Annotated in this window: 16 protein-coding genes and 1 pseudogene; 6 read left to right on the plus strand and 11 right to left on the minus strand. The window is 64.7% G+C overall.

Annotation, left to right across the window (positions count from 1 at the left end; genetic code table 11):
• Positions 1–70 precede the first annotated feature (70 nt).
• The 3 genes from F2P44_RS26295 to F2P44_RS26305 form a co-directional block, all read right to left on the minus strand.
• Positions 71–646, minus strand: coding sequence for a hypothetical protein (locus F2P44_RS26295; protein ID WP_167091054.1), 576 nt, complete (start codon positions 644–646; stop codon positions 71–73).
• A gap of 144 nt (positions 647–790) precedes the next feature.
• Positions 791–4,231, minus strand: coding sequence for a DUF4132 domain-containing protein (locus F2P44_RS26300; protein WP_167091057.1), 3,441 nt, complete (start codon positions 4,229–4,231; stop codon positions 791–793).
• A 130-nt stretch (positions 4,232–4,361) separates the two neighbouring features.
• On the minus strand, positions 4,362–4,571 hold the full coding sequence (locus tag F2P44_RS26305) for a hypothetical protein (protein ID WP_167091060.1): 210 nt from the start codon (positions 4,569–4,571) through the stop codon (positions 4,362–4,364).
• 370 nt (positions 4,572–4,941) lie between these two features.
• On the opposite strand from F2P44_RS26305, the gene F2P44_RS26310 reads away from it, so the two are divergent.
• The gene (locus tag F2P44_RS26310) at positions 4,942–5,685 is read left to right on the plus strand and encodes a lipoprotein YafT (RefSeq protein WP_167091063.1); all 744 of its coding nucleotides are present in this window, start codon (positions 4,942–4,944) and stop codon (positions 5,683–5,685) included.
• 240 nt (positions 5,686–5,925) lie between these two features.
• On the opposite strand, the gene F2P44_RS26315 is transcribed toward F2P44_RS26310, so the two are convergent.
• The 3 genes and pseudogenes from F2P44_RS26315 to F2P44_RS26325 all read right to left on the minus strand — a co-directional run bounded on the left by F2P44_RS26315 (position 5,926) and on the right by F2P44_RS26325 (position 9,559).
• The gene (locus F2P44_RS26315; RefSeq protein WP_167091066.1) at positions 5,926–6,618 is read right to left on the minus strand and encodes a hypothetical protein; all 693 of its coding nucleotides are present in this window, start codon (positions 6,616–6,618) and stop codon (positions 5,926–5,928) included.
• 173 nt (positions 6,619–6,791) lie between these two features.
• A pseudogene (locus tag F2P44_RS26320) lies at positions 6,792–8,386 on the minus strand (TonB-dependent siderophore receptor); the annotation flags it as partial.
• A 180-nt stretch (positions 8,387–8,566) separates the two neighbouring features.
• A complete protein-coding gene (locus tag F2P44_RS26325) occupies positions 8,567–9,559 on the minus strand; it encodes a GlxA family transcriptional regulator (protein WP_167091069.1) in 993 nt (330 codons plus the stop codon).
• 127 nt (positions 9,560–9,686) lie between these two features.
• Between F2P44_RS26325 and F2P44_RS26330 the strand changes: the two genes are divergently transcribed.
• Both F2P44_RS26330 and F2P44_RS26335 read left to right on the plus strand, forming a co-directional pair.
• Positions 9,687–10,586 (plus strand): MBL fold metallo-hydrolase, encoded by a 900-nt coding sequence (locus tag F2P44_RS26330; RefSeq protein ID WP_167091072.1) that lies wholly within the window; start codon positions 9,687–9,689, stop codon positions 10,584–10,586.
• A 55-nt stretch (positions 10,587–10,641) separates the two neighbouring features.
• Positions 10,642–11,457: a ferritin-like domain-containing protein gene (locus F2P44_RS26335; protein ID WP_167091075.1), complete on the plus strand. Its 816-nt coding sequence runs from the start codon at positions 10,642–10,644 to the stop codon at positions 11,455–11,457.
• 33 nt (positions 11,458–11,490) lie between these two features.
• Here the strand turns inward: F2P44_RS26335 and pstS are convergent, their stop codons facing one another.
• Together pstS and F2P44_RS26345 are read right to left on the minus strand one after the other, a co-directional pair.
• Positions 11,491–12,555 (minus strand): phosphate ABC transporter substrate-binding protein PstS, encoded by a 1,065-nt coding sequence (gene pstS / locus F2P44_RS26340; protein WP_167091078.1) that lies wholly within the window; start codon positions 12,553–12,555, stop codon positions 11,491–11,493.
• Positions 12,556–13,046: 491 nt separating this feature from the next.
• Complete coding sequence (locus F2P44_RS26345) at positions 13,047–14,165, minus strand: ATP-dependent DNA ligase (protein WP_167091081.1); 1,119 nt, start codon at positions 14,163–14,165, stop codon at positions 13,047–13,049.
• An 85-nt stretch (positions 14,166–14,250) separates the two neighbouring features.
• Here F2P44_RS26345 and F2P44_RS26350 point away from each other — a divergent pair, with 85 nt between their 5' ends.
• Positions 14,251–14,709, plus strand: a complete 459-nt coding sequence (locus F2P44_RS26350; RefSeq protein ID WP_229423766.1) for an acyl-CoA thioesterase — start codon at positions 14,251–14,253, stop codon at positions 14,707–14,709.
• An 81-nt stretch (positions 14,710–14,790) separates the two neighbouring features.
• On the opposite strand, the gene bcaP is transcribed toward F2P44_RS26350, so the two are convergent.
• Both bcaP and F2P44_RS26360 read right to left on the minus strand, forming a co-directional pair.
• Entirely contained in the window at positions 14,791–16,188 is a 1,398-nt protein-coding gene (bcaP, locus tag F2P44_RS26355; protein ID WP_167091084.1) for a branched-chain amino acid transporter BcaP, read from the minus strand.
• A gap of 220 nt (positions 16,189–16,408) precedes the next feature.
• Complete coding sequence (locus F2P44_RS26360; protein WP_167091087.1) at positions 16,409–17,779, minus strand: DUF4214 domain-containing protein; 1,371 nt, start codon at positions 17,777–17,779, stop codon at positions 16,409–16,411.
• On the opposite strand from F2P44_RS26360, the gene F2P44_RS26365 reads away from it, so the two are divergent.
• Positions 17,773–17,937, plus strand: a complete 165-nt coding sequence (locus tag F2P44_RS26365) for a hypothetical protein (RefSeq protein ID WP_167091090.1) — start codon at positions 17,773–17,775, stop codon at positions 17,935–17,937. The two genes, F2P44_RS26360 and F2P44_RS26365, sit on opposite strands and share 7 nt — an antisense overlap.
• A gap of 288 nt (positions 17,938–18,225) precedes the next feature.
• Here the strand turns inward: F2P44_RS26365 and F2P44_RS26370 are convergent, their stop codons facing one another.
• On the minus strand, positions 18,226–19,602 hold the full coding sequence (locus F2P44_RS26370; protein WP_167091093.1) for a DUF4214 domain-containing protein: 1,377 nt from the start codon (positions 19,600–19,602) through the stop codon (positions 18,226–18,228).
• Positions 19,603–19,975: 373 nt separating this feature from the next.
• Between F2P44_RS26370 and F2P44_RS26375 the strand changes: the two genes are divergently transcribed.
• The gene (locus F2P44_RS26375; RefSeq protein WP_167091096.1) at positions 19,976–20,791 is read left to right on the plus strand and encodes a M48 family metallopeptidase; all 816 of its coding nucleotides are present in this window, start codon (positions 19,976–19,978) and stop codon (positions 20,789–20,791) included.
• Positions 20,792–20,849 lie beyond the last annotated feature (58 nt).

The raw sequence follows: 20,849 nt of genomic DNA on the forward strand, positions 1-20,849 counted from the left end.
GGCGGGCAGCACAGCAATGCGTCGCCCTGGTCAGGCGAGCATAGCAAATTGAGTCAGATCCTGTCGGCGTTCACGGCAGGCGAATCGCGGCCCGCTGCCAGTCCATGATCCAGTTTTCTTCCCAGTTGGCGCCGCCGTCGCGCGAGACCGCCTGGTACCAGCGGCACGAGTTGGCGCCGATCCGGTCCCATACGCCGCGCGTAATGACCGGTTTGCCCTCCTCGACATCGGCGCTGTCCCAGGTGCCGACGCCGTTGCTGAAACTGCCCCACGAGGCTGGATTGAGTACCCCGTTCTTTCGGTTGCACCAGTGGTCGGCCCACAGCTTTTTCTCGACGTCGAGGATGCGCAGCCCCATGCCGCTGAAATGTCGTGCTGGAATGCGCAACTCTTCGACGCTGGCCAGGCCGCCCAGCATGCCGACCACGGTCGCTTCGCCGTCGAACGAGTCCCAGTGCTTCTCCTTCAACTGCTTGTGGTGGATGGTCCATTCGCCCGACAGGAAATCGAAATCGCCGGGCTTGCCGCTTGCCGCCGGTGCCAGTGCGGCTGCGGCGGCGTTACCGAGCCCGAACTGGCCAGCCGCGCCGATCCCGGCAGCGGCCTGTAGCAGCAGTCTGCGTTGTGCATTGTTTGTCGTGGTCATTTCATTCTCCTGAGAAATCGTTATAAGGTCATGCCCGGCCGTTGCGGCCATCTGGTGGCAACGGCGGGAAGGATGAGGCTTAATCAGGGCCGATTGCGCCCTGTTACGTTTCCTGGAGAGTGGATCAGCCCTCGAACTTCACCTTCACGCCCACAGCGCCTCCACATCGCGAATCAGTTCGCTGGCCGCGATCGGATCGAGGGTCGACATCGGTTCGGGGTGATCCACGCTACCCCACTTGTCGCCCGCACCGGTTTCGAGTTCGCGCAGCGTCTGTTCGGGGGCGATGTCGGCCGCGCCAGCGAAGATGCCCGGATCGAGGCGCAGCACCACAATGCGTTGCGGCGCCACGAACTTGAAGAAGTCGTGGATGGCACCGCCGTCTTGCGGGGTGCCGCGCCGCCAGCCCCGCTCGGCCAGGCCGAGCACGCGCGCCGTGGGCACCAGCGTGCCGTTCCAGCGCAGCAGGCGCTCGGCCGCTTGTTCGGCCTGGTCCAGGGTGTGGGTGTCGCGCCCGATCTGGGCAAAGGGCTGGGTCAGCTCGTAGTCGGCCAGCAGGGCGCCGAAAGCGGCGGCATCGGAGGCCGGGAGCTCCAGCGCGTGGGGAATGCCGATCGCCGCGCCGGACGGCAGCGCGAAGGCGTCGTCGGCGGCGTCGGTCAGGGCGCCGTCGGGCGCGACCCGGAAGCAGGCGAGCAGGCCGCCGCCGTCGGCCTCGTAGGCGCCCCAGACGATGCGCCGCACCAGGTGGCGCAGCAGCGGATGCCCGGCCAGGAAGGTGTGGAACACGCCGGCATCCCAGCGCCGCCGCGTGCACATCGCCATTTCCAGGCGCCGCACCTGTTGCGCGGCGATGGTGCGCGCGTCCTTCTTGAGCAGCTTGAAGCGCGCCACGGCGGCGCCGGCCAGGGCTGCGTCATCGCCCTGGTTCGGCTTGGGCAGGTCGGGCAGGCGTTTGCCGTCGGCGCCGCGCACGCAGGGCTTGAGCGCTTCGTCGAAGCCGACCAGGAAAGTGCGCGCGCCGAAATCGAGCAGCAGGGTGCCTTGCGCGTCCAGGCCCAGGTCGGGCGCCAGGCGGTCTTCCAGTTCCTCGGCGCTCAAGCCGCGCGCCTCGGCGAGGTCGGCGATCTTGTCGCGCGCGCGGTCTTGCAGGGCTTTGAACCTGACCCTCTGGGCGACGCCGTTGAGCAGGACCAGCGCAGTGTCGCTGCCGATCCGGGCCAGTACCTCGAGTCCCGTGACGGCGCGCGCATGCTGTCCTTGGCCCGGCCAGGCGCGGATCAGGGGCGCCAGCTTGCGCGCGCTGTCGTCGTCGCCCAGCAGGCCGAGCGCAGTGAAGGCCCAGCTCTCGCGCGATTCGGAACCGGCATCGGTCCAGGCACGAAACGCATCCCACGCAAAGGCCGCCAGCGACGCGCTGGTACAGGCTTGCTTGAGCTGCGTGACGCCGGCGTACACGCCATCGGCATGCGGAAAGCGCAGCATGATGCCGATGTGCTCCAGGCTTGCGGCGGGCAGGGCCTGGCCGCCCGACGCAAGCTGCGGCCGGGTCCATGTTTGCGGTTGCCAGAAATCGGGAAGCCTGGCGATCTTGGCGGGATAGTGGTCGAGCGGGTCGGCGTCGAGCAGCGCGTGCAGGGCCGCTTCCACCCCTTTTTGCGGGTAGCGCGCGGCCACCCGCATCAGCAGGGGTACATGGCCGGCGGTGGCGAGCAGCAGCAGGGCGGCGCGCGCCTGGTCGCGGGCCGCGCCGGGTTTGCCCAGCGCCGGCGCAATCAGGGCGCACGCGGCATGCTCGGGATAGGCCAGCAGCCAGTCGCGCGCGCCGGTGCGGGCGGCGCCGGCCTTGAGCGTGGCGCAGGCGCGCGCCACCGGCACCGCCAGCTCCACCGCGCCGATGTGGGCGGCGTGCCGCAGTTCCTGCGCCGGGCGGCGTTCGCACATGGCCGCCAGTCCGGGCAGGCCGCGCACGCCCAAGGTGCCCACCACATGCCCTGGATCGCGCATCTCGAAGCCGTCGAGGGCATTCCACACTTCTTCGTTCATCGGTTCGGGCAAGCTGGCCAGCACCCAGCTGTTCATGCCCCCGCCGGTGCCCTCGGTAGCCCGCCATGCGGCCATCAGCGCGGCCGCGTCGGCGTTGGTAATGGCGCTTGCCGCCTGCCGGGTGTAGGGCGGCTTCTGTATCCCCAGGTGCTTGGCCGCCAGGACCGGATCTTTCAGGATGTCGGCCGGAGCGTAGCCGGGAACGGGGAGGTGGATCATGGCGGCGCGCTCGGCGGCGCTCCAGCGTTCCACCGGCGCCAGCGCGAGCGGTTCCAGCAGCAGCGGGGCGGCGGCTTTTTTGGGCGCCGCCTTCCATGGCGGGCAGGCCAGCACCGGCGGCAGGCCGCTTGTATCGGTGCTGTCGGCGGGGGCGGGGGCGGTGGTGCCGGTTCCGATCTCGGCGAGTACGCGCGCGGCGCCGGCCGAAATCCACGGCGCGAACGCCGCCAGCGACTGCGCGTGCGCATGCGCCAGCGCTGCCAGGGCCGTGCGCGCCGATGCCGGACCGGCGCCGTCAAGGGCAATGAGTTCACTGAGCGCGGCAATGGCGGCCAGCGGCCAGCGCTGCGCGGCTTTGGAAAAGCGCACTACCGCATCCTTGTTGACGTCGCAGGCGAGCGCCATGGCCCGCATCGAGGCCGGGGTGCCGATGCAGGCCAGCGCGCGGCCGGCCGCCGGAATCGCCGCGCCGTCTTCCAGCAGCGCGACCGCGTCGACGCCGCGTTCCCGCACCAGGCTCGCCACGGCGCCCGGGTCGCCATGGTACATCTGGTGCCAGTAGCCTTCGCGCGCCTTCAGGCCAGCCAGGGCGGCCAGGCTGGCCGGCGCGGTGGCGGTCAGGCGCAGCCACGCGGCTGACTGGTCATCGGCCAGGACGTCGGGTAGCAGCGCCAGTTCGTCCGACAGGTCGGGAACGTCGGGCAGCAGCACGCCGAGCAGCGGCTGGCGGCATGCTTCGAGGGTCGGCAGCGCGCGCCGGATCATCTGTACGCACTGGGCATAGGTGTCGGCGTCGGCCACGGCCAGGTGGGCGCGCACGGCCAGCTCGGTGGCGCAGAACACGCCCAGCCCGAGGGAGAAACGCCGTCCGCCGCTCTCGGACAGGTACACGTCGCCCATCATCGAATGCAGGCGGCAGGATTTTTCCATCTCCAGCAAGACTGCCAGCGCATGCGGCAAGCCTTTGCTGGCGACCAGGAAGTCGATGAAGGGCGAGCCGTCGGCGCGCTTGAGGTCTTTTTCGAAGATGGTCTGGGCCGCGAGCAGTATCACGTCCGACAGCAGCGAGCCGTCGCGCAGGCCGTGTTGCACCCGCTCACCCGCTTCGCGGTGGCCGTCTTCCTTGCTGACGAAATTGCACTTGCGGCGCGCATGCGCGAGATACGTGTTCCAGGCGGCGTCGGCGTCGCGCGATGGTGGCGTTCCGGGAAAGCGGCGCGATGGCAGCGCCACGGATGCCAGGGCCGGCGCAAGGTCGATGACCGGACCGCCGGCGAGCCATGGCGCTACATCGGTGGCGGCGCATGTGGGAGCTGTCATGCCGCATGATCCAGAGTAGTTCGGTGATTGTTCGCCAGAATACTACAGTTCCGGGCATGCTTTCATCGCAGGCAAGAAGGCGGGCAGGTACGGCGGCGTGCCGCACCTGGGTGCCCGGCCCGTATGGCGATCAGCACATTGATTTGGTGTCCATCAGCAGGCTGGCGCGAGCGGCGCCGTCCTCGTCCGCCATGGTGCCGGCCGGTTCGCCGCTGTCCGGTTCCACGCGAATGGATACCATTTTCCCGGCATTGACTTCGAACAGGATACGGTCATGCCCGCGCTGTTGCATGATGATGAACGTTCCCGCGGATGGAACGGCGTGTGGGCGTGCAGGCATAAAATTTCCTTTCGGTTGATCAGGCGTTAAGTCGGGCGGCGGGCGCGCTGTCGCAGACATCGATGCGCGCACCACGTGACAGCCGCACATGCAGGCGACTCCCACTGCTACCCACTTGAGCAAATTCCGGGCCATGGCCGCAACAGCTGCGAGTCGAGCGTGTTCCGGGGCGCCATACCCATAGCGCTTACCCGAACGGATCGGTTGACATGTAAATGGCGTGACGCGGCAACACGTAAGCGTGGGCGCCGGCCGCGCCGGCCGTGAAACGTCTGGTAACAAACTAGTCGCGGCAGGCCGGTTTTTTTGGTGAGCCGAGAGGACGAATTGCCGTATGATCTGCGCTCACTATCATGATAGAAAGATAAAAATGCGTTTTCCACAAGGTTCCCTCGTTCGTGGCGCGGTTACGGGTCTGTGCCTGCTGGTGCTACTGTCCGGCTGCGCGACCCGTTCCATTTCGGATTCCGGTTATCCCGCCCAGTCGAGCGGTTACGGACGGCCGATGAGTACCCAGTACCGCGGCGAACTGACGGAATTTAACGTGCTCGGTATCGATCAGGACGCGGTGGTCAGCGATGAAGCCATCCGCACGGCGCTGGCGACGCGCCAGCGCTTGACGCTTCCCCGGAATAGCGCGGTCATGCTGGTGCAGTCCGGCGCACTGATTCCCGACGAGGCGATGGTCAAGGCATTTTCGCAGTACTACCAGCCGATTGCCTTCAGCGGCGTGCCCGAGGAAGGGAAGGGCAAGGCCAATTACGCCGGCCACCTGCGTCTGGCCGCCGCCCGCAGTGGTAGCGAGAAAATGATGGTCTACTGGGGCATCCTGGAATCGGGCCGTGAAAACATGTCCACCAAGGTGGTGTCGTGGTTCCCGATCCTGGGCGCACTCGTGCCGGACGAGAACCAGCATATGCGCATTCGCCTGAAAGTCGCACTGGTCGACGTCCGCACCGGGCAATGGGAAATGTTCTCGCCCGAGCCGTTTGAAGACGTCGACTTCAGCTCGCGCGGTTCGCGTGCCGCCGTCGACCAGGCCCAGGTCGCCCTGTTGAAAAACAAGGCGTATGGCGAGGCTGTCAAACAGCTGTTCTACAAGTTCTCCAACTAAGCGCTTGACGGCAGGGCCGCCCGCACCATGCGGCGTACACAAGACGCCGGATCGGGACAATACCCGGCAAGGGTGCCGGGGCGGAACACTCCCTGACGGCCCTTGTCCTTCAACCGCGCGGCGTTGGCGGCGGCTACCAGGTCGCTCGCCTTGCCGGGCCGTTGCCGCGCCGGCTGGACAGCGTGTCCGGCAGGCGGCCAGGCTGCCTGATTCATCGGCTCGTCCTCGCGCGCTGACGGCCTATTTGCTCTTTGGTTGAAATTTCTCCTGGTCGAACCCACTGACATCGAACTCGAATACAGGTGCGCCTTGCTGATAGATATTGACCGAGAGCCGTACGGTTTTCGCTTTTCGCAGCTTTGCCGAAAACTTGTCATACCCACGGATGAAAATGGTATCGGAGCTGTTATCGGCAGGTCCGGCGGCGGCATATTTGGCTGGCTTCTCATCGTCGAATCTGACCAGCACGACGCAGTCCTGGAAGGAGTGACACAAAATCTGCCCTTTTTCGATTGAAAATATCACATCCTTTCCATATTTCCGGTCAATGCGCAGGCGCAGGGTGCCGTGTTGTTGGCCGGAATACGGGAAATCGAAACTCACCGTATTGCTGCTGCTGACCGCCGCGTTATAGGTTGTGCCTCCCGTCATCTTGTCCGCTGTAGCCGAATAGTTCCACTGCTGTCCCGTCGGCGCAGCCGGGGCACTTGCGATGGCAACTGCAGCCGCCGCCGCTGCTTGCGGCGCGCCTTTGCTGCCGGCTTTCGGCGTTACCTTGACTGTTTCCGGGGCGGGATGTTTGGCTTTTTCGAATGCCAGCTGGGCCTCAAGCTTGGCAATTTTCTGTTTCGCCTCATCGAGTTCAGTATTGCCCGAAAAGCCGGCAAACGGAATCGACATCAGTAGTACAGCGGCGATCCTGGTCAATGTCATACGGTTCCGTTTCACGTGAGTGATTCATTGTGGCCGCGTCCGAAACGGTACGCCAGCCAGGCAAGCGCCATGGCGCTCGTCATTCACCCAGTTTACTATCTTTATTTTCGGCAATACTAACAAATAGTCACCAATTCGCGGGTTTAGCCTGCGATCTGGGCAACTGCTTGCCCTTACAGGTCCACCTTCACGCTCAGCTTGACGGTGCGCAGCGCGCCGGCGGCCAGGCGTCCGCCAGCGCCGGCCCAGTACCGCTTGTCGCCGAGGTTCTCGATATTCGCCTGCCAGGTGGTGCGTTTGCCCATGGTCTGGTTGACATAGCGCGCGCCGGCGGTCCACAAGGTAGCGCCGCCCAGCCAGGCCTGGTTCAGGTCATTGACCGGACGGCGGCCCGTGTAATACATGCCGCTGTTGAGCGACAGGCCGGGCACGGCATCGTCGAAAGCATACGAGAGGAAGGCGCTGGCGGTCTGCTTTGCGGCGTTTTCCGGCAGCTTGCCGTCGTAGCTGGCGTTGATGCCGGCCAATTCCGGCCGCAGGAACTGGGCCGATGTTTGCCACGCCAGCTGGCGCGTCAACTGGCCCTGGGTCGCCAGCTCCACGCCCCGGTAGTGCTGCGCGCCGTCCGCCACGAGGTGATGGCGCCGATGGCCACCGGGTCGTACAGGTTCTGCGCGGCGACCGCGTAATTGTTCTGGTAGATCGGGTCCTGGGTCTTGCCGGTGCGGCTCACGCCCAGCGTCATCTCGTGCCTGATGGCGCCGGTGGTGGCGCTGCCGAACAGCTCCGCGCGCACGATGCTTGATCCAAGCACGCTGTATTGCGCATTGCCGGCGATGCGCCCGGCGCCCGTCGCCACGGCGGCCGCGTTGGTGAAGCGGAAAATCGCCAGGTTGCGTTCGCGCGCCACTTGCGAGCGGCCGCCTTCGAGCGTGAGCGCCCAGCCCTCGGCCAGCGCGTAGTCGGCGCGCAGGGCCACGCTTTTGCTGGTGGCGTTGAATGGGGCGATGTCCGGGCCGACCAGGCGTGCCGGGTCCACCGTGCGTGGCAGGGCGATTACGCCATTGACGGCGGCGGGCAGCGCCACGCCTGCTTGCTCGGTGATCTTGCGGCGGTCGTATTCCAGGTCGGCCTTGAGCAGCAGGCGGCTGTCGACGCGCCAGTCCAGCGCGGCGGAGGCAAAGCGCCGGCGGCCGTCGCCGGTGTTGTCGAGGAAACTGCCCAGCGTGCCACCGGCGGCGTTGACGCGCACGCCAACTTGCTGCTGCCCGCCGAGGCGGCGGCCGATGTCGACGTTGGCCATCGCCGTGCCCTGGTCATCGAGTTTCAGGCCGAAGCTGGTGATGGGGGCCGTGCCGGCGCGCCGGGTGACGAAGTTGACCACGCCCGCCGGCGAGGTAAAGCCGTAGTACAGCGCCGATGCGCCCTTGAGGACTTCGACGGGCTCCTTGTTCTCCATCGGCACCTGGGAGAAGTTCATGAGCGGCACCGAGCCATTCAAGCGGTAGTTGGTGCGGTTGTCGAGCGCGATGCCGCGGATGACCAACTGGTCCCAGGTGTCCCCGCCATTCTGCTGGCGCGTGACGCCGGCGGTATTGCGCAGCGCATCGTACAGGCCGGCGGCGCCTTGCAGGTCCAGCACCTCGCGCGTGATGACGTTGACGGTGGAGGGCACGTCCATCACATCCGCACCGCGAAAACTCCCCGCCGACACCGAATTGGGCACGAAGCCCTGGGCGCGTACGGCCGTGATGGTGACCGCTTCCACCGCGCCGCCGCCCTGGGCGAGTGCCTGGGCGCAGGAGGGAAATGGCGAAGCAGAGAGGGCGAAGGCGGGGTGCGGTCATGGTAAAACTTTCAAGAGCTCATGCAAAGGCCCAGGATTTTATGCTAAATGAGAATCATTAGCAATTGCGTGGGCGTTCGGCTCCGGGTAAAACCATGTCAATCAGGTCGTTGCGCCTTGGTCGGACCGGAACAGTTTGCGGTAGGCCGAGGGCGAGGTGCGCAGGGTGGTGCGGAAATGCAGGCGCAGCGAGAGTGCACTGCCGAAGCCGGCTTCCTGTGCCACGCGTTCAATCGAGGCATCGCCGGTTTCCAGCATGCGCTGGACGTGCGCCGTGCGCTGATTCAGGAGCCATTGCTTGAACGAGGTGCCGGTCGTCTGGCGGAAGTGGCGGGTGAAGTTGCGCCGGCTCATGGCTGCGCGTTCGGCCAGCGTGTCGATGCTGTGGGCTTCGCCCAGGTGCTGTGTCACCCAGTCGAGCACCTGGGAGAACCGCCCCTCGCTGCTCGACACCGGCAGCGGGCGTTCGATGAACTGCGCCTGCCCGCCATCGCGGTGCGGCGCGATCAGGAGCCGCCGGGCGACCCGGTTGGCGATCTCGGCACCGCACAGTTGGCGCACCAGGTGCAGGCAGCAATCGAGTCCCGCCGCCACGCCGGCCGAGGTGAGCACGTCGCCCTGGTCCACATACAGCACCTCTTGATTGACCTGGACCTTGGGATACAGTTGCGCCAGCTCGGCCGCCGCCGCCCAGTGCGTGGTCGCGCTGCGGCCGTCGAGCAGGCCGGCCTGGGCCAGGGGGAAGGCGCCCAGGCACAGGCCCACCACCAGCGCGCCGCGCGCATGCGCATGGCGCAGCGCGTCCAGCAAGGCTGGCGGCGCGCGGCGGCAGTCGTCGTGCCACGCGGGCATGACGACGATGTCGGCCTCGTCCAGCGCTTCAAGCCCGCACTCGGGGGCGATGGCGAAGCCCGCCGAGGTCCGCAGCGGCCCGTGTTCCAGCGCGCAGACGCGCACGGCGAATGGGGATGGCGCGCCGTCGCCGTGATGGGCGCCAAAGACCAGGCAGGGCACCGACAGGTGGAAGGGCGTGATGCCATCGAAGGCAACGATGGCCACCGTGCGCGGGGCGGAAGAGGCAGATAATTTTCGCATGGCCCGATTATATCGAATGTCGGCCTTCGGGCCACTGTCCGGCGCGCCTGTACGGGCGGAAAATACGCTTCAGTCTTCGGGAAACAACAGATCCCGGCTCGTTAACCCCACTATCAGGAGAATTTGCATGTCCCTCATTTCAAGCCCGACCCTGTTGCGCTGCGCCGCCGCCGGCGCCCTTGCCACCGCGCTGGCTGCCTGTGCGGGCACGGGCGGCAGCGCCGGCACCCAGAGCGCCGGGGCCGTGCAGTTTCAGCAAATCCGCAATGCGACCATCAAGCTGGAGTACGCGGGCACGACCTTCCTGGTCGATCCGATGCTGGCCAGGAAGGGCGCGTTTCCGGGCTTCCGGGGCACCTACAACAGCCATCTGCGCAATCCGCTGGTGGAACTGCCGCTGCCGCTGAGCGAAGTGGTGAAGGCCGATGCCATCGTCGTCACCCATACGCATGACGACCACTGGGATGACGCGGCCAAGCAAAGCCTGCGCAAGGATATGCCGATCTTCACGCAGAATGAAGAAGATGCGCAAAGCATCCGCAAGGATGGGTTCACGGATGTGCGGGTGCTGGACGGGGACACGGTGTTCAAGGGGACGCGCCTGCGCAAGACGGCCGGGGTGCATGGCACGGACCAGATGATGATGGTGTCGCCGCTGGCCAAGCGCATGGGTGCCGTCTCGGGCGTGGTGTTCGAGCGGGCCGGCTACAAGAGCGTGTACGTGGCGGGCGATACGGTCTGGAATGGCGACGTGGAGTCGGCGATCAAACAGTTCCGGCCGGATGTCATCATCCTCAATACGGGCTACGCGCGCGTGCTTGGCTTCGAGGGATCGATCATCATGGGCAAGGAAGACCTGTACCGCGCCTATCAGCTCGCGCCCAAGGCCACGGTGGTCGGCATCCACATGGAAGCCCTGAACCACCTCATGCAGACGCGCAAGGACCTGCGCGACCATATCGTGGAAAAGAACATGGATCCGACGCGCGTGCTGGTGCCGGAAGACGGCGAGTCGTACCGCTTCTGATCCGTGCCGGGCAGGCTTGGTATACTGCCCGGATTTATACGCACAGGGTTATACGATGGCGCAATCGCTGGAACTGCGCGCGCATGCGCTGCAGTGCTTACTTGAACCCGATCCCGCGACCAAGACCGCGCTGATTGCCGCGCTGGCGCAGGCGCACCTGGCCGGTGACTGGGTGGTGGACAATGGCGCGGTGTTCGACGTGACGCGGCCTGACGCGGCCCGTCCGATTCCGGGCCGGCCGGAGCGCCCGCTGCTGGTGCCGCCACGCCTGGTGGGGCGGCGTTCGATGGTGACGGTGGAAGGGCGCGCGATGCTGGTGCATTCGCTGGCCCACATCGAATTTAACGCGATGAACCTGGCGCTCGATGCGCTGTGGCGCTTCCCGGACCTGCCCGAGGCGTATTACACCGACTGGCTGCGGGTGGCAAAGGAAGAGGCGTATCACTTCTCGATGCTGGCCGCGCACCTTCACGTGCTCGGTTACGGCTACGGCGACTTTCCGGCGCATGACAGCTTGTGGGAGATGGTCGAGAAAACCAGGGGCGACGTGGTGGCGCGCATGGCGCTGGTGCCGCGCACCCTGGAAGCGCGCGGCCTCGATGCGATTCCACCGCTGCGCGCCAAGATCGCTCAGGCGGGCGACATGGCGGCGGCGGCGATCCTCGACATCATCCTGCGCGACGAGGTCGGGCATGTGGAGATCGGCAACCGCTGGTACCGCTATCTGTGCGAACGGCGCGGGCTCGATCCCCAGGCCGCGTACGGGGAACTGGCGCTGCGCTATGAAGCGCCGGTACTGAAGGGACCATTCAATCTCGAAGCGCGCCGCCGCGCCGGGTTTACCGAGGCGGAGCTGGTGGATTTTTCGTAGGCGCACGGCGGCTGCCGCCGCCGTGCGACACGCTTAGCGCATCTTGAGCATGTCGGCCAGCGACCATTTGAGCGGCGCGCCCGCCGTGTCGGTAATGGTGGTCAGTTCGCCGAAGATGCGGCCCTGGACATTGTCGGGCAGGCGCACGAAGGCCGTGCCGCCGACCGCGGCATCGCCGTGCACGAAGCCCCAGGTGAAAAATTTGATGACGGCCACGGCGTTGTCGGGCGTGCCGCTGACCAGCGGGACGATGGCGAAGGTACTGGCGGTGATCGGCCAGCTGGCGGCGCCCGGTTTGTCGGTCAGCATTTCCTCGTACGCGCCCTTGGTCGCCCATCCGCTATTGTTCATCGCCGACGAGAAGCCGGCACCGCTTGGCGCGACGAACTTGCCGTCGCGATTTTTCAGGAGGGCGAAGTTCAGCTTGTTCTTCGACGCATACTGGTAGTCCACGTAGGCAATCGCGCCGGCGGTCTGCCTGAGCGCGGCCACCACGCCGGCGCTGCCTTTGACCGGGGTCGTGCCGGCTGCCCAGGTGACGCTGTAGTTGCTGCCGTAAGCGGCTTTCCACTCCGGACTGCTTTTACTGAGGTAATCGGTGAAGTTGAAGGTGGTGCCCGAGCTGTCCAGGCGGGTCACGACCGTGATCGGCAGGGCCGGCAGCGTCAGGCCGGCATTGACTGCCTGCACTTTGGGATCGTTCCATTTCGTGATCTTGCGGCTGAATATATCCGCCAGCAGCTCGCCGGTCAGCTTGAGCTGTCCGCTGGTAACGCCCGGCAAGTTGATGATCGGCACAATACCGGAAACGGCGGTGGGGAAGCACAGCAGTTTGCCCGACTTGCGCTCGTCCGCGGACAAGGCCACATCGGTGGCGCCGAAGTCCACCTTGCGCGCCTTGACTTGCTGCAGGCCGTCGGTGGAGCTGCTGGGCTGGTACTTGACGTTCACTTGCGCGTACTTGCTGTACGAAGCGGCCATCGAGGCGTACAGGATTTCGGCGGCCGACGAGCCAGCGCCCGACACTTGGGTCTGCGCGTAGGTGGCAGGAGAGACCGCAACGATGGCGGCAAACAGGATCTTATTTTTAAATGACATATCGGTGTTCCGTATTCGGCTAAGGTGGTTCAGGGATGTTGCGTACGCATGGACCCGGCACCCGGGCTTTGGTGTGGCCAGGGTGGGCGGGAAGCAGAGGCGCGGGATGGGCGCTATGCCCGCGCTACGCCAGGCGTAACGCGGGAGTGCTGCAAGCGGAGGGCGCGGCGCAGGGCCGGGACCAGATTGCGGCGGTGACGCTGGTATGCTGTCCAGCGACAGATTGGCACGTAACTTCTAACAATAAACAATTCTACACGACAATAAATAAAAAAAGGTTGTGAACGCGGCTTTAGAGGAAAAGCTCGGAATTGCGCGCACTTAGCGACATTATAGAGCATCGCGTTCAGCCAGGTAATGGACGTAAAGACGCAACATTGCTATTATGGCCATGATATTTCAGCTGCGACTTGTCTAAACGATACTTTTTGCGGGCGTAAAAAAAGCCACCGCATCGCTGCGGTGGCCGGTTAGAGTGCCACGTGGACGCTTCAGGCGGCTGCCGCGTCGCTCTCTTCGTCCTCGCCTTCGCCTTCTTCAAGCGCGTCGTCGGCCTTGTATTTCAGCTGCGCGGTGCTGCACGCTGAGATGTCGAGGTCGTCGCGGATGCCTTTGTAGGTCGAGATATGCAGCTTGCCGTCGGGGTGCGCGTACAGGTAGCGCACGTCGACCAGCGCCCCGACCGGGGGAATGTCGAAGTTCGAGGAAATGGTGACCTTGCCCATGTCCACCTTGTCACCGGCGGCGTCGAACAGCGCCAGGTGCACGCTGCGCTTGCCCTTGGCCACCTGGTCGACCACGAAGGTGCCGGTTTCGTAAAACACGTGCTTGAGGGCGTCGCCACCCGAGGCCGGGCGGCCGTGGGCGTAGCTGGCGTCCTTCTTGCGGAACACCACGCCTTCGCCGCGCTTGTGGCGGATGCGCTCGAACGCCTCGGTCTTGGCCGCCGTGCCTCGGTAGACGGGCGAGACCGACACGCTGGGCCCAGGCTTGACGGCTTGCGTGAGCAGCGCGTGGCGTTCTTCGAAGCCGAGTTCGTGCAGCTTGCGTCCGCCCAGTTCGAGGATGTCGAACACGCTCAGGCGCGGACCGGGCAGTGCTTCGCCATCGAGGATGGTGCCGGCGGGCAGGGCCGCCAGGTCGGCCACCACGCCCAGCGGCAGCGGCGCCGGAAAGCCGTTGCGCTTGCTGCCGACCAGTTCGCCCGGCGCCTTGACCGACACCATGCGCCGGTGGCCGTCGTCCTTTTCCTGCATCAGCCAGTCGTCGTCTTGCAGCAGCCTGGCGGCGCGCTCTTCGGCGATGGGATTGAGCAGTTGCGGCAGCACGCCGGTGAAATCCGACGCCAGCTCGGTGCCCTGGTAGGGCACGCCGGCATCGTCAGGGCTGTAGCCGCCCTTGAGCTTGGTCCTGACGAGGGTATCGTAAATGCCCTTCGCCTCGGCGTAGGGCAGGGGCGTGGCGGTCTTGGCCTGGTGGGTCAGCGCGCTGCCGCGCCGTCCGTTGCGTCCATACACCACCCAGCCGCCCTCGACCGGGTCGAGGTGGCAGTGGTATTCCTTGTCGGTCGAGCCCTTGGTCTGGTACAGCGACACTGATTCTTTTTCCATGCACATTCCTGTCTTGTTGATTGATGCCTTGCGCCGGGTTCAGCCGTGCCGGGCGTCCCGGTGGCGCCGATGGTAAGATCGCGCCATGACAAATACACTTGCCCCAAACCTGCCGCCGACCCTCGTCCACACCATGCGCATGCCGATCCGGTGGGGCGACATGGACGCGATGGGACACGTTAACAACACGGTGTACTTCCGCTATATCGAACAGGCCCGCATTTCGTGGTTCGACCTGGTCGCGTGCACGCCCGATCCGGCCGGGGAAGGGCCGGTGATCGTCAATGCCCACTGTTCGTTCCTCAAGCAGCTCAAGTATCCGGGGGAGATCGAAATCAGGACCTTCGTGGGGCCGCCGGGACGCTCCAGCTTCGAGATGTTCCACCAGATCCGCCTGGTCGGTGCCGATGGCAACCCTGGCGACCTGCACGCCGAGGGGGGCGCGAAAGTCGTGTGGGTTAACTTCCCGGCCGAAAAGTCGGTGCCCTTGCCGAGCGCGATCTGCAAATTGCTTCCGCCGCAGAAGCTGTTGCCCGGCAAATAAACCGGGACGCCGGGCGCAAGGTAAAACGCCGTCGTTTCCGCCAATGGCAAAAACGACGGCGCAAGATGAACGCCGTGGCGTTTATTTTGGCGTGTTCAGCAGCGAATGGCGGCGCGAATACGTAAAGTACACCACCAGCCCGATCAGCAGCCAGATGCCGAAGGCAATCCAGGTGGTGTTGCTCAGGAAGGTCATCAGGGCCACGCAAAAGATGATGGCCAGTCCCGGCACCACCGGCACGCCGGGGCAGCGGAACGCGCGGTGCAGGTCAGGGCGGGTTTTGCGCAGCACGATCACGGCCACCGACACCAGGCAGAAGGCCGCCAGCGTACCGATGTTGATCAGCTCGGCGAGCACGCCCAGCGGCACCACGGCGGCAATCAGGCCGAACACGATGCCGACCATCCAGGTGGCAAAGAACGGCGTGCCGAATTTCGGATGTATGGCGGACAGGCGCTTGGGCAGCAAGCCGTCGCGCGACATGGCGTAGATGACGCGGGTCTGGCCGTAGCTCATCACCAGGATCACGGTGGTCATGCCCAGGATCGCGCCCAGGTCGACGAAGCCGGCCACCCAGTTCTGCTTGGCGAATTGCAGGGCCAGCGAGACCGGGTGGTCGACACCGGCGAATTGCTGGTAAGGCACGATGCCGGTCATGATGGCCGAGACGATCACGTACAGGATGGTGCAGACCACCAGCGAGCCGATAATGCCGATCGGCAGGTCGCGCTCGGGGCGCTTGACTTCTTCCGCCGCCGAGGTCACCGCATCGAAGCCGATGAAGGCGAAGAACACCAGCGCGGCGGCGCTCATCGTGCCTTTCATTCCGAACGGCATGAATGGCTGCCAGTTGGCCGGTTCGACATAGCGCGCGCCGACAACGATGAACAGCAGCACCACGGCGATCTTGATCACCACCATCACGCTGTTGATGCGGGCCGATTCGCGCACGCCGAACGAGAGCATGGCCGTCAGGATCAGCATGATGACCATGGCGGGCAGGTTGAACAGGGTGTCGACCCCGGGAATTGATCCGGGCGCGGCGGTGAGCGCGACCGGCAGCTTGATGCCCAGGCCGCCGATGAGCGACTGGAAGTAGCCGGACCAGCCGACCGACACGGCCGAGGTGGCCAAACCGTATTCGAGCAGCAAATCCCAGCCGATCATCCAGGCCACCAGCTCGCCCATGGTGGCGTAGCTGTAGGTATAGATCGAGCCGGCCACGGGAATGGTGGAGGCGAATTCGGCGTAGCACAGGGCGGCGAAGCCGCAGGCCATCGCGGCGATCACGAAGGAGAGGGTGAGGGCCGGGCCGGCGGTCAGCGCGCCGGTGCCGGTGAGCACGAAAATACCGGTGCCGACGATGGCGCCTATGCCCATCAACACCAGGTCAAGCGGCCCGAGCACCTTCTTCAGCCCGCCAGCGGCGCGGCTTTGCGCCACCATATCGTCCAGATTTTTTATTCGGAAAAGGCTCATTAATTGTCTCACTTAAAGTCTTTATGTTTTTAGATGCCACCCGGGAGCTTCTTTACTGCCTGGGCGTACGACTGCTGCGCCCGCGATTGTAGCGTACCGGGCGCGCTCATAGACGAGTTACAAGACAAAAGATGGTGAAAAGGAAACCGTTGCGTGGAACTGGGCGCGGAAAGCACGGCGCCAGGCGGACCTGGCGCGTGCCGCATGATGGCGTTGCCGCTCAGCCCAACAGGGCGGCGTGGTGAATGCTGTCGATTCCTGTGAGTAACACGAGCGCGGCGTCGCCGTCGGCCGGCGGCAGCTCGGCGAGGTGTTCCAGCGCGCTGCGCGGAACCGGCGGCAGTTTGCCGATGGCTTCTTTTACCGACGCCTGGAAGTCGAGGATGTCGGTGTCCGCGTTCAGCGACCTGAGCAGGGTACGGGCGACCGCCGCCGCCTCGGCGCCGGTGTAGGCGGCGCTGGCCTTTTCCGTTTGCAGCGCAAAGGTGAAATTCGACGCCACGTCGATCTTGGTGTGCACCAGGGCGGCATCCGCGTGCCCCTGGAAGCTGTTGTTGGCGAGCGCCCCGGCCATGATCGAGAGCGAGGCATTGGCCCGGGTGAGCGCGCCGGAATCGATGGCGCCGCTCCAGAAATCGAGGCCGGCCTGGCCCGCAGTCCGGTTCAGGAGGTTGAGGAAAACGGCTTTGACGAAGGCCTTGTTGTCGCCGCTATAGAGCGCATGCGATTCACTGCTGGTGCCGAAGGAGTCGATCAGGCCTTTCACCGCCGCATCGGTGGCATAGCGCGCGCTGAACTCGCCCACGCTGGCGGGCGCGCCCAGGGCCGTGAGCTGGGCCTGGAAACTCTTCAAGCCGGCGACGTCGGCGGCGCGCCCGAAATAGCTCACATACAGCGCCTGGGCCAGGCCGACGTACGCCATGTTGATCGTGGTGTCGGAAAACTCGAGCACCTCGATGTTGTGCAGTTCATCGACGCTCTTGTCGCCGCTGCGCTCGCTCAGGGTGATGGTGCCGGCGTCCAGCACGATGCTGAACGCGCCCACGGGGGCGGCGGCATACACGGTGTCGACGCCGGCATCGCCATCGATATAGTCGTTCAGATAGGTGGGGCGGATATAGGAGTCGCTGCCTGGGGTGCCGAAGATCATGTTGAGCAGGCCGGGCGCCCGCGTCTCGTCGCCGTAAATGGACAGCGAGACGGTGGGCGACGCGGCGCTCTGGATCCAGCCGGCCGACACATAATAGAGGCCGGAATACGGGGCGATGAAGTCATTCATGATGACCGAATGCTCGTCGTAGGTAGCCGGATCGTAGCGGGCGGCGATGACGTTGCCGGAGCCGTCATACAGCTTGATCATGGAAGGGGCGTGTCCGCTACGGCTGAAGATATCGTAGGAAATGCCGGCAATCGCGCTGAAGGAAAACACGTCGTCCCCGGGCGTGCGCATCTGGAAATCCGTGAAATCGATGCGGACGTCCCAGGCTGCGACCGTGATCGGGATGCTCAGGGGGGTGAAGGCCAGCATCTGGGCCGCCGTCATTTGCGCCGCGCTCAGGTCTGGCAGACTGTCGATCGTCTTGTATGTCATTGGAATTGGGTTTCATTCATGGTGGGGCGGAGGTTCAGGCCGGCGAGGCGGCGCCGTTGACGCTGCTGCGTATGCCGGTGAGCATGATCGGCTATACGCTGGCCTGCGCTTCCCAAGGCTGCCCGGCGGGATGCGCGAAGGCCGCTGGCGCGGCCTGAGGCAGTTTGAGAATGGCCAGCCAGACCGAGGACTTGCGTTAAACATCGCAGTGTACGCGACATTATGTGCAAAATGCAATTGTTAGTTACTTATGGAAACTTTGTGCGCTGACTTGCAAGCGGCTGGCGCTGGCGTGCCAGGCAAGCACAGGCCTGCGGCGCCGGCTGGCGGCGGTGTCGGGTCACGCTGGCAGGGTAACGGCGCGCCAGACGTGGTGGACGGATTGGCAAGGGCCGGAGCGGCGGGGCGCCCCGCCCGGTTGCGGTAGCTCCCGCGCGCATCGTCGATCAGGCCGAAAAAGCCAGGTCCGCCGCATGGCTGTCCAGGCCGGTCAGGGCGATGGCGGGGCCGTCGAACTGGGCCAGCGGCAGGTCATGCGTGTGCTCCGGGGCGCTGCGCGACACGGTCGGCAGAGCGCCCAGCGCCAGCTTGACGGTGCTCTGGAAGGTGTTCGCATCGGTGAGGGCGGTCACCGACTTGAGCAGTTCGCGTGCGACGGCGGCGGCGCCCAGGCCGTTGTACGAGGCGGCCTTGCCATCCGTTTCCAGCCCGAACGTGAAGTTCGACGCCACGCTGATCTTGTTGTTCACCAGCAGCGCGTCGTTCATGCCCTGGACCGAGGTATTGGTCTGCGCACCGGCCAGGATCGACAGCGAGGCGTTGGCGCGCGTGAGCGAACCGGAGTCGATGGCCTTGGTCCAGAAATCGAGGCCGGCCTGCTGCGGGTCGCGGTTCAGGACGTTATTGAAGACGGCCTTGACGAAGGTCTTGGTATCGCCCGAATACAGCGCCTTCGATTCGGCGCTGGTACCGAAGGAATCGATCAGGTTCTTGACGGCCGGGTCCTTGGCGTAGCGGGCGCTCAGGTCGGTCGCGCTGGTGGGCGAACCGAGGCTGCCCAGCTGGTCCTGGAAACTCTTCAGTCCGCCCACGTCGGCGGCGCGGCCGAAGTAGCCGATGTACAGGGCCTGGGTCAGCTCGCCGTACTGCATGTCGGCCACGCCGTCGGCGAAGACCAGCTTTTCCACGCTGCGCAGGACATCCGTGCCTTCGTTCCTGACATTCGAGCTGACGGTGAGCACGTCGGCGTTCTTGACGATGTTGTAGTCGGCGCGCTTGCCGGTATACACCATGCTGTCGATGCCCTTGTAGCCGTTGACGAGGTCGCTGCTTTTGGTGGCGACGAAGCGGTCGGTGTAGTCGGTGCCGATGAGGGTGTTGGTCGGTTTCGGAATGGTGTCGAGGTCCACGTCGATGTACAGCGAGACGTGTTTATGGGAATCCGCGTACCCCTGGTACCAGCCGGCGTCGACGTACATGGTGCCCGAATAGGGCGCCACGAACTTCGATAGGTGGTCCATGCCATAGATGTCGGGGTTTTCCTTGTCGACGGCGATGACGCGGCCGAGATTGTCGTATACCCGGATCAGGAAGGGGTCGAAAAAGCTGAAGCTGAAAATATCGTAGGTGGCATCCTCGACCGCCGTAAACGAAAACAGCTCGTGCAGGATCGCGTAAGGCTGGCTTGTGCTCGTGCTCGCTTCCAGATCCCAGTTGGACTGATAGGTCCCGCTCGGAACGTAGGTCTTGAACGTCAGCGGCTGCGCCGAAGCGATTTCTTGCGCGGTCAGGACGCCCAGGTAGTCTATGGTGGGGTAAGTCATCGTGATTTCCTTGTTGTTTTTCGTTAGGGGAAGCCGTATGCCAGGGATGGGGCGTGTCGTGGCGCTGTTTTCCCAGCCGCTGGGCACCTATCCCGGATCAAGTATTTCACGGTCGGCATTCAATTTCTATATTGAAATTTGTATTTCTTGTTAATAGGGTGTTAGCAAGTGTAAGCGCCGGTAAGCAAGCGTGCGCGCAGGGGTATTGTGTGTTGGCATAATGATTTTGTGATGTTTAGTCAATTCATTGCGACGAACGCGGGCGGCTAACGGTTATGATGATTAAGCAAGCATGATGTTAACCTAAGTCACATCATGCTTACAATAAATAATTATTCTAGGAAATTTTTTCAACATGAATCGGAGTAACAAAATGAGGAAAACCGTGCAAGCCAGGTTTGGCCTGATCGCCGTTCTTGCCGCCCTGGCCGGTTGTGCCAGCAGCACGCTGCCGGGAACGGTCGGGGTCACGCGCTCGCAGTTCATGATCGTGCCAGCGGCTGAAGTGGACGCGATGGCACTGTCTGGATTCAGCAGCCAGAACCAGAAAGCCAGGGCGGCAGGGCGGCTGGTCAACAGCGGCGCCGAGTATGATCGCCTGGACCGCATCGCCAAACGGCTGCAAGCGCAAGTACCGGTGTTCCGCGCCGATACCGCAGAGTGGAAGTGGGAGCTGGCGCTGATTGACGCCCCGGTGCTCAACGCCACCTGCGCGCCGGGCGGCAAGATCACCTTCTACACGGGCCTGGTTCGCAAGCTCAAGCTCACCGACGACGAGATCGCCATGGTGATGGGTCACGAAATCGCCCACGCGCTGCGCGAACATGGCCGCGAGCGCATGTCGGAAGCCAAGGCCACGGGCACTGTGACCACGCTGGCCAAGGTGCTGGCACCGGACAAGGCATTGACTGTCGACCTGGCCAACAAGGCTTCGTACTACCTGTTCTCGCTGCCTAACTCGCGCGAGCACGAGTCGGAAGCCGATACGATCGGCCTGGAACTGGGTGCACGTGCCGGGTATGACCCGCGCGCGGCGGTGTCGGTATGGGAAAAGATGGCGGCGGCATCGAACGGAGCCGGCGGGGCCGAGTTCTTGTCGACCCACCCCTCGAACCAGACCCGGATCGCCTCGCTCACGTCGATGCAGGCGCGCGTGGCGCCGTTGTACGCGGCGGCCAAGCAAAAGTAGGCTTGCGATAAGGTGGCGGGCCGGCCGGGACCAGCAGCCTGGTTCTGCCTGCGCAATG

The sequence above is a fragment of the Massilia frigida genome (assembly GCF_011682175.1).
In the GTDB taxonomy this organism is placed as follows: domain Bacteria; phylum Pseudomonadota; class Gammaproteobacteria; order Burkholderiales; family Burkholderiaceae_D; genus Telluria_A; species Telluria_A frigida.

What these genes read in the sequence shown, in the direction of transcription:
- F2P44_RS26345 (WP_167091081.1), bottom strand. Translation starts at nt 14,165, where the DNA reads ATGGAAAAAGAATCAGTGTCGCTGTACCAGACCAAGGGCTCGACCGAC.
- F2P44_RS26365 (WP_167091090.1), top strand. Translation starts at nt 17,773, where the DNA reads ATGTCATTGGAATTGGGTTTCATTCATGGTGGGGCGGAGGTTCAGGCC.
- F2P44_RS26350 (WP_229423766.1), top strand. Translation starts at nt 14,251, where the DNA reads ATGACAAATACACTTGCCCCAAACCTGCCGCCGACCCTCGTCCACACC.
- F2P44_RS26330 (WP_167091072.1), top strand. Translation starts at nt 9,687, where the DNA reads ATGTCCCTCATTTCAAGCCCGACCCTGTTGCGCTGCGCCGCCGCCGGC.
- F2P44_RS26335 (WP_167091075.1), top strand. Translation starts at nt 10,642, where the DNA reads ATGGCGCAATCGCTGGAACTGCGCGCGCATGCGCTGCAGTGCTTACTT.
- F2P44_RS26370 (WP_167091093.1), bottom strand. Translation starts at nt 19,602, where the DNA reads ATGACTTACCCCACCATAGACTACCTGGGCGTCCTGACCGCGCAAGAA.
- F2P44_RS26375 (WP_167091096.1), top strand. Translation starts at nt 19,976, where the DNA reads ATGAGGAAAACCGTGCAAGCCAGGTTTGGCCTGATCGCCGTTCTTGCC.
- F2P44_RS26325 (WP_167091069.1), bottom strand. Translation starts at nt 9,559, where the DNA reads ATGCGAAAATTATCTGCCTCTTCCGCCCCGCGCACGGTGGCCATCGTT.
- F2P44_RS26300 (WP_167091057.1), bottom strand. Translation starts at nt 4,231, where the DNA reads ATGACAGCTCCCACATGCGCCGCCACCGATGTAGCGCCATGGCTCGCC.
- F2P44_RS26310 (WP_167091063.1), top strand. Translation starts at nt 4,942, where the DNA reads ATGCGTTTTCCACAAGGTTCCCTCGTTCGTGGCGCGGTTACGGGTCTG.
- bcaP (WP_167091084.1), bottom strand. Translation starts at nt 16,188, where the DNA reads ATGAGCCTTTTCCGAATAAAAAATCTGGACGATATGGTGGCGCAAAGC.
- F2P44_RS26305 (WP_167091060.1), bottom strand. Translation starts at nt 4,571, where the DNA reads ATGCCTGCACGCCCACACGCCGTTCCATCCGCGGGAACGTTCATCATC.
- pstS (WP_167091078.1), bottom strand. Translation starts at nt 12,555, where the DNA reads ATGTCATTTAAAAATAAGATCCTGTTTGCCGCCATCGTTGCGGTCTCT.
- F2P44_RS26295 (WP_167091054.1), bottom strand. Translation starts at nt 646, where the DNA reads ATGACCACGACAAACAATGCACAACGCAGACTGCTGCTACAGGCCGCT.
- F2P44_RS26315 (WP_167091066.1), bottom strand. Translation starts at nt 6,618, where the DNA reads ATGACATTGACCAGGATCGCCGCTGTACTACTGATGTCGATTCCGTTT.
- F2P44_RS26360 (WP_167091087.1), bottom strand. Translation starts at nt 17,779, where the DNA reads ATGACATACAAGACGATCGACAGTCTGCCAGACCTGAGCGCGGCGCAA.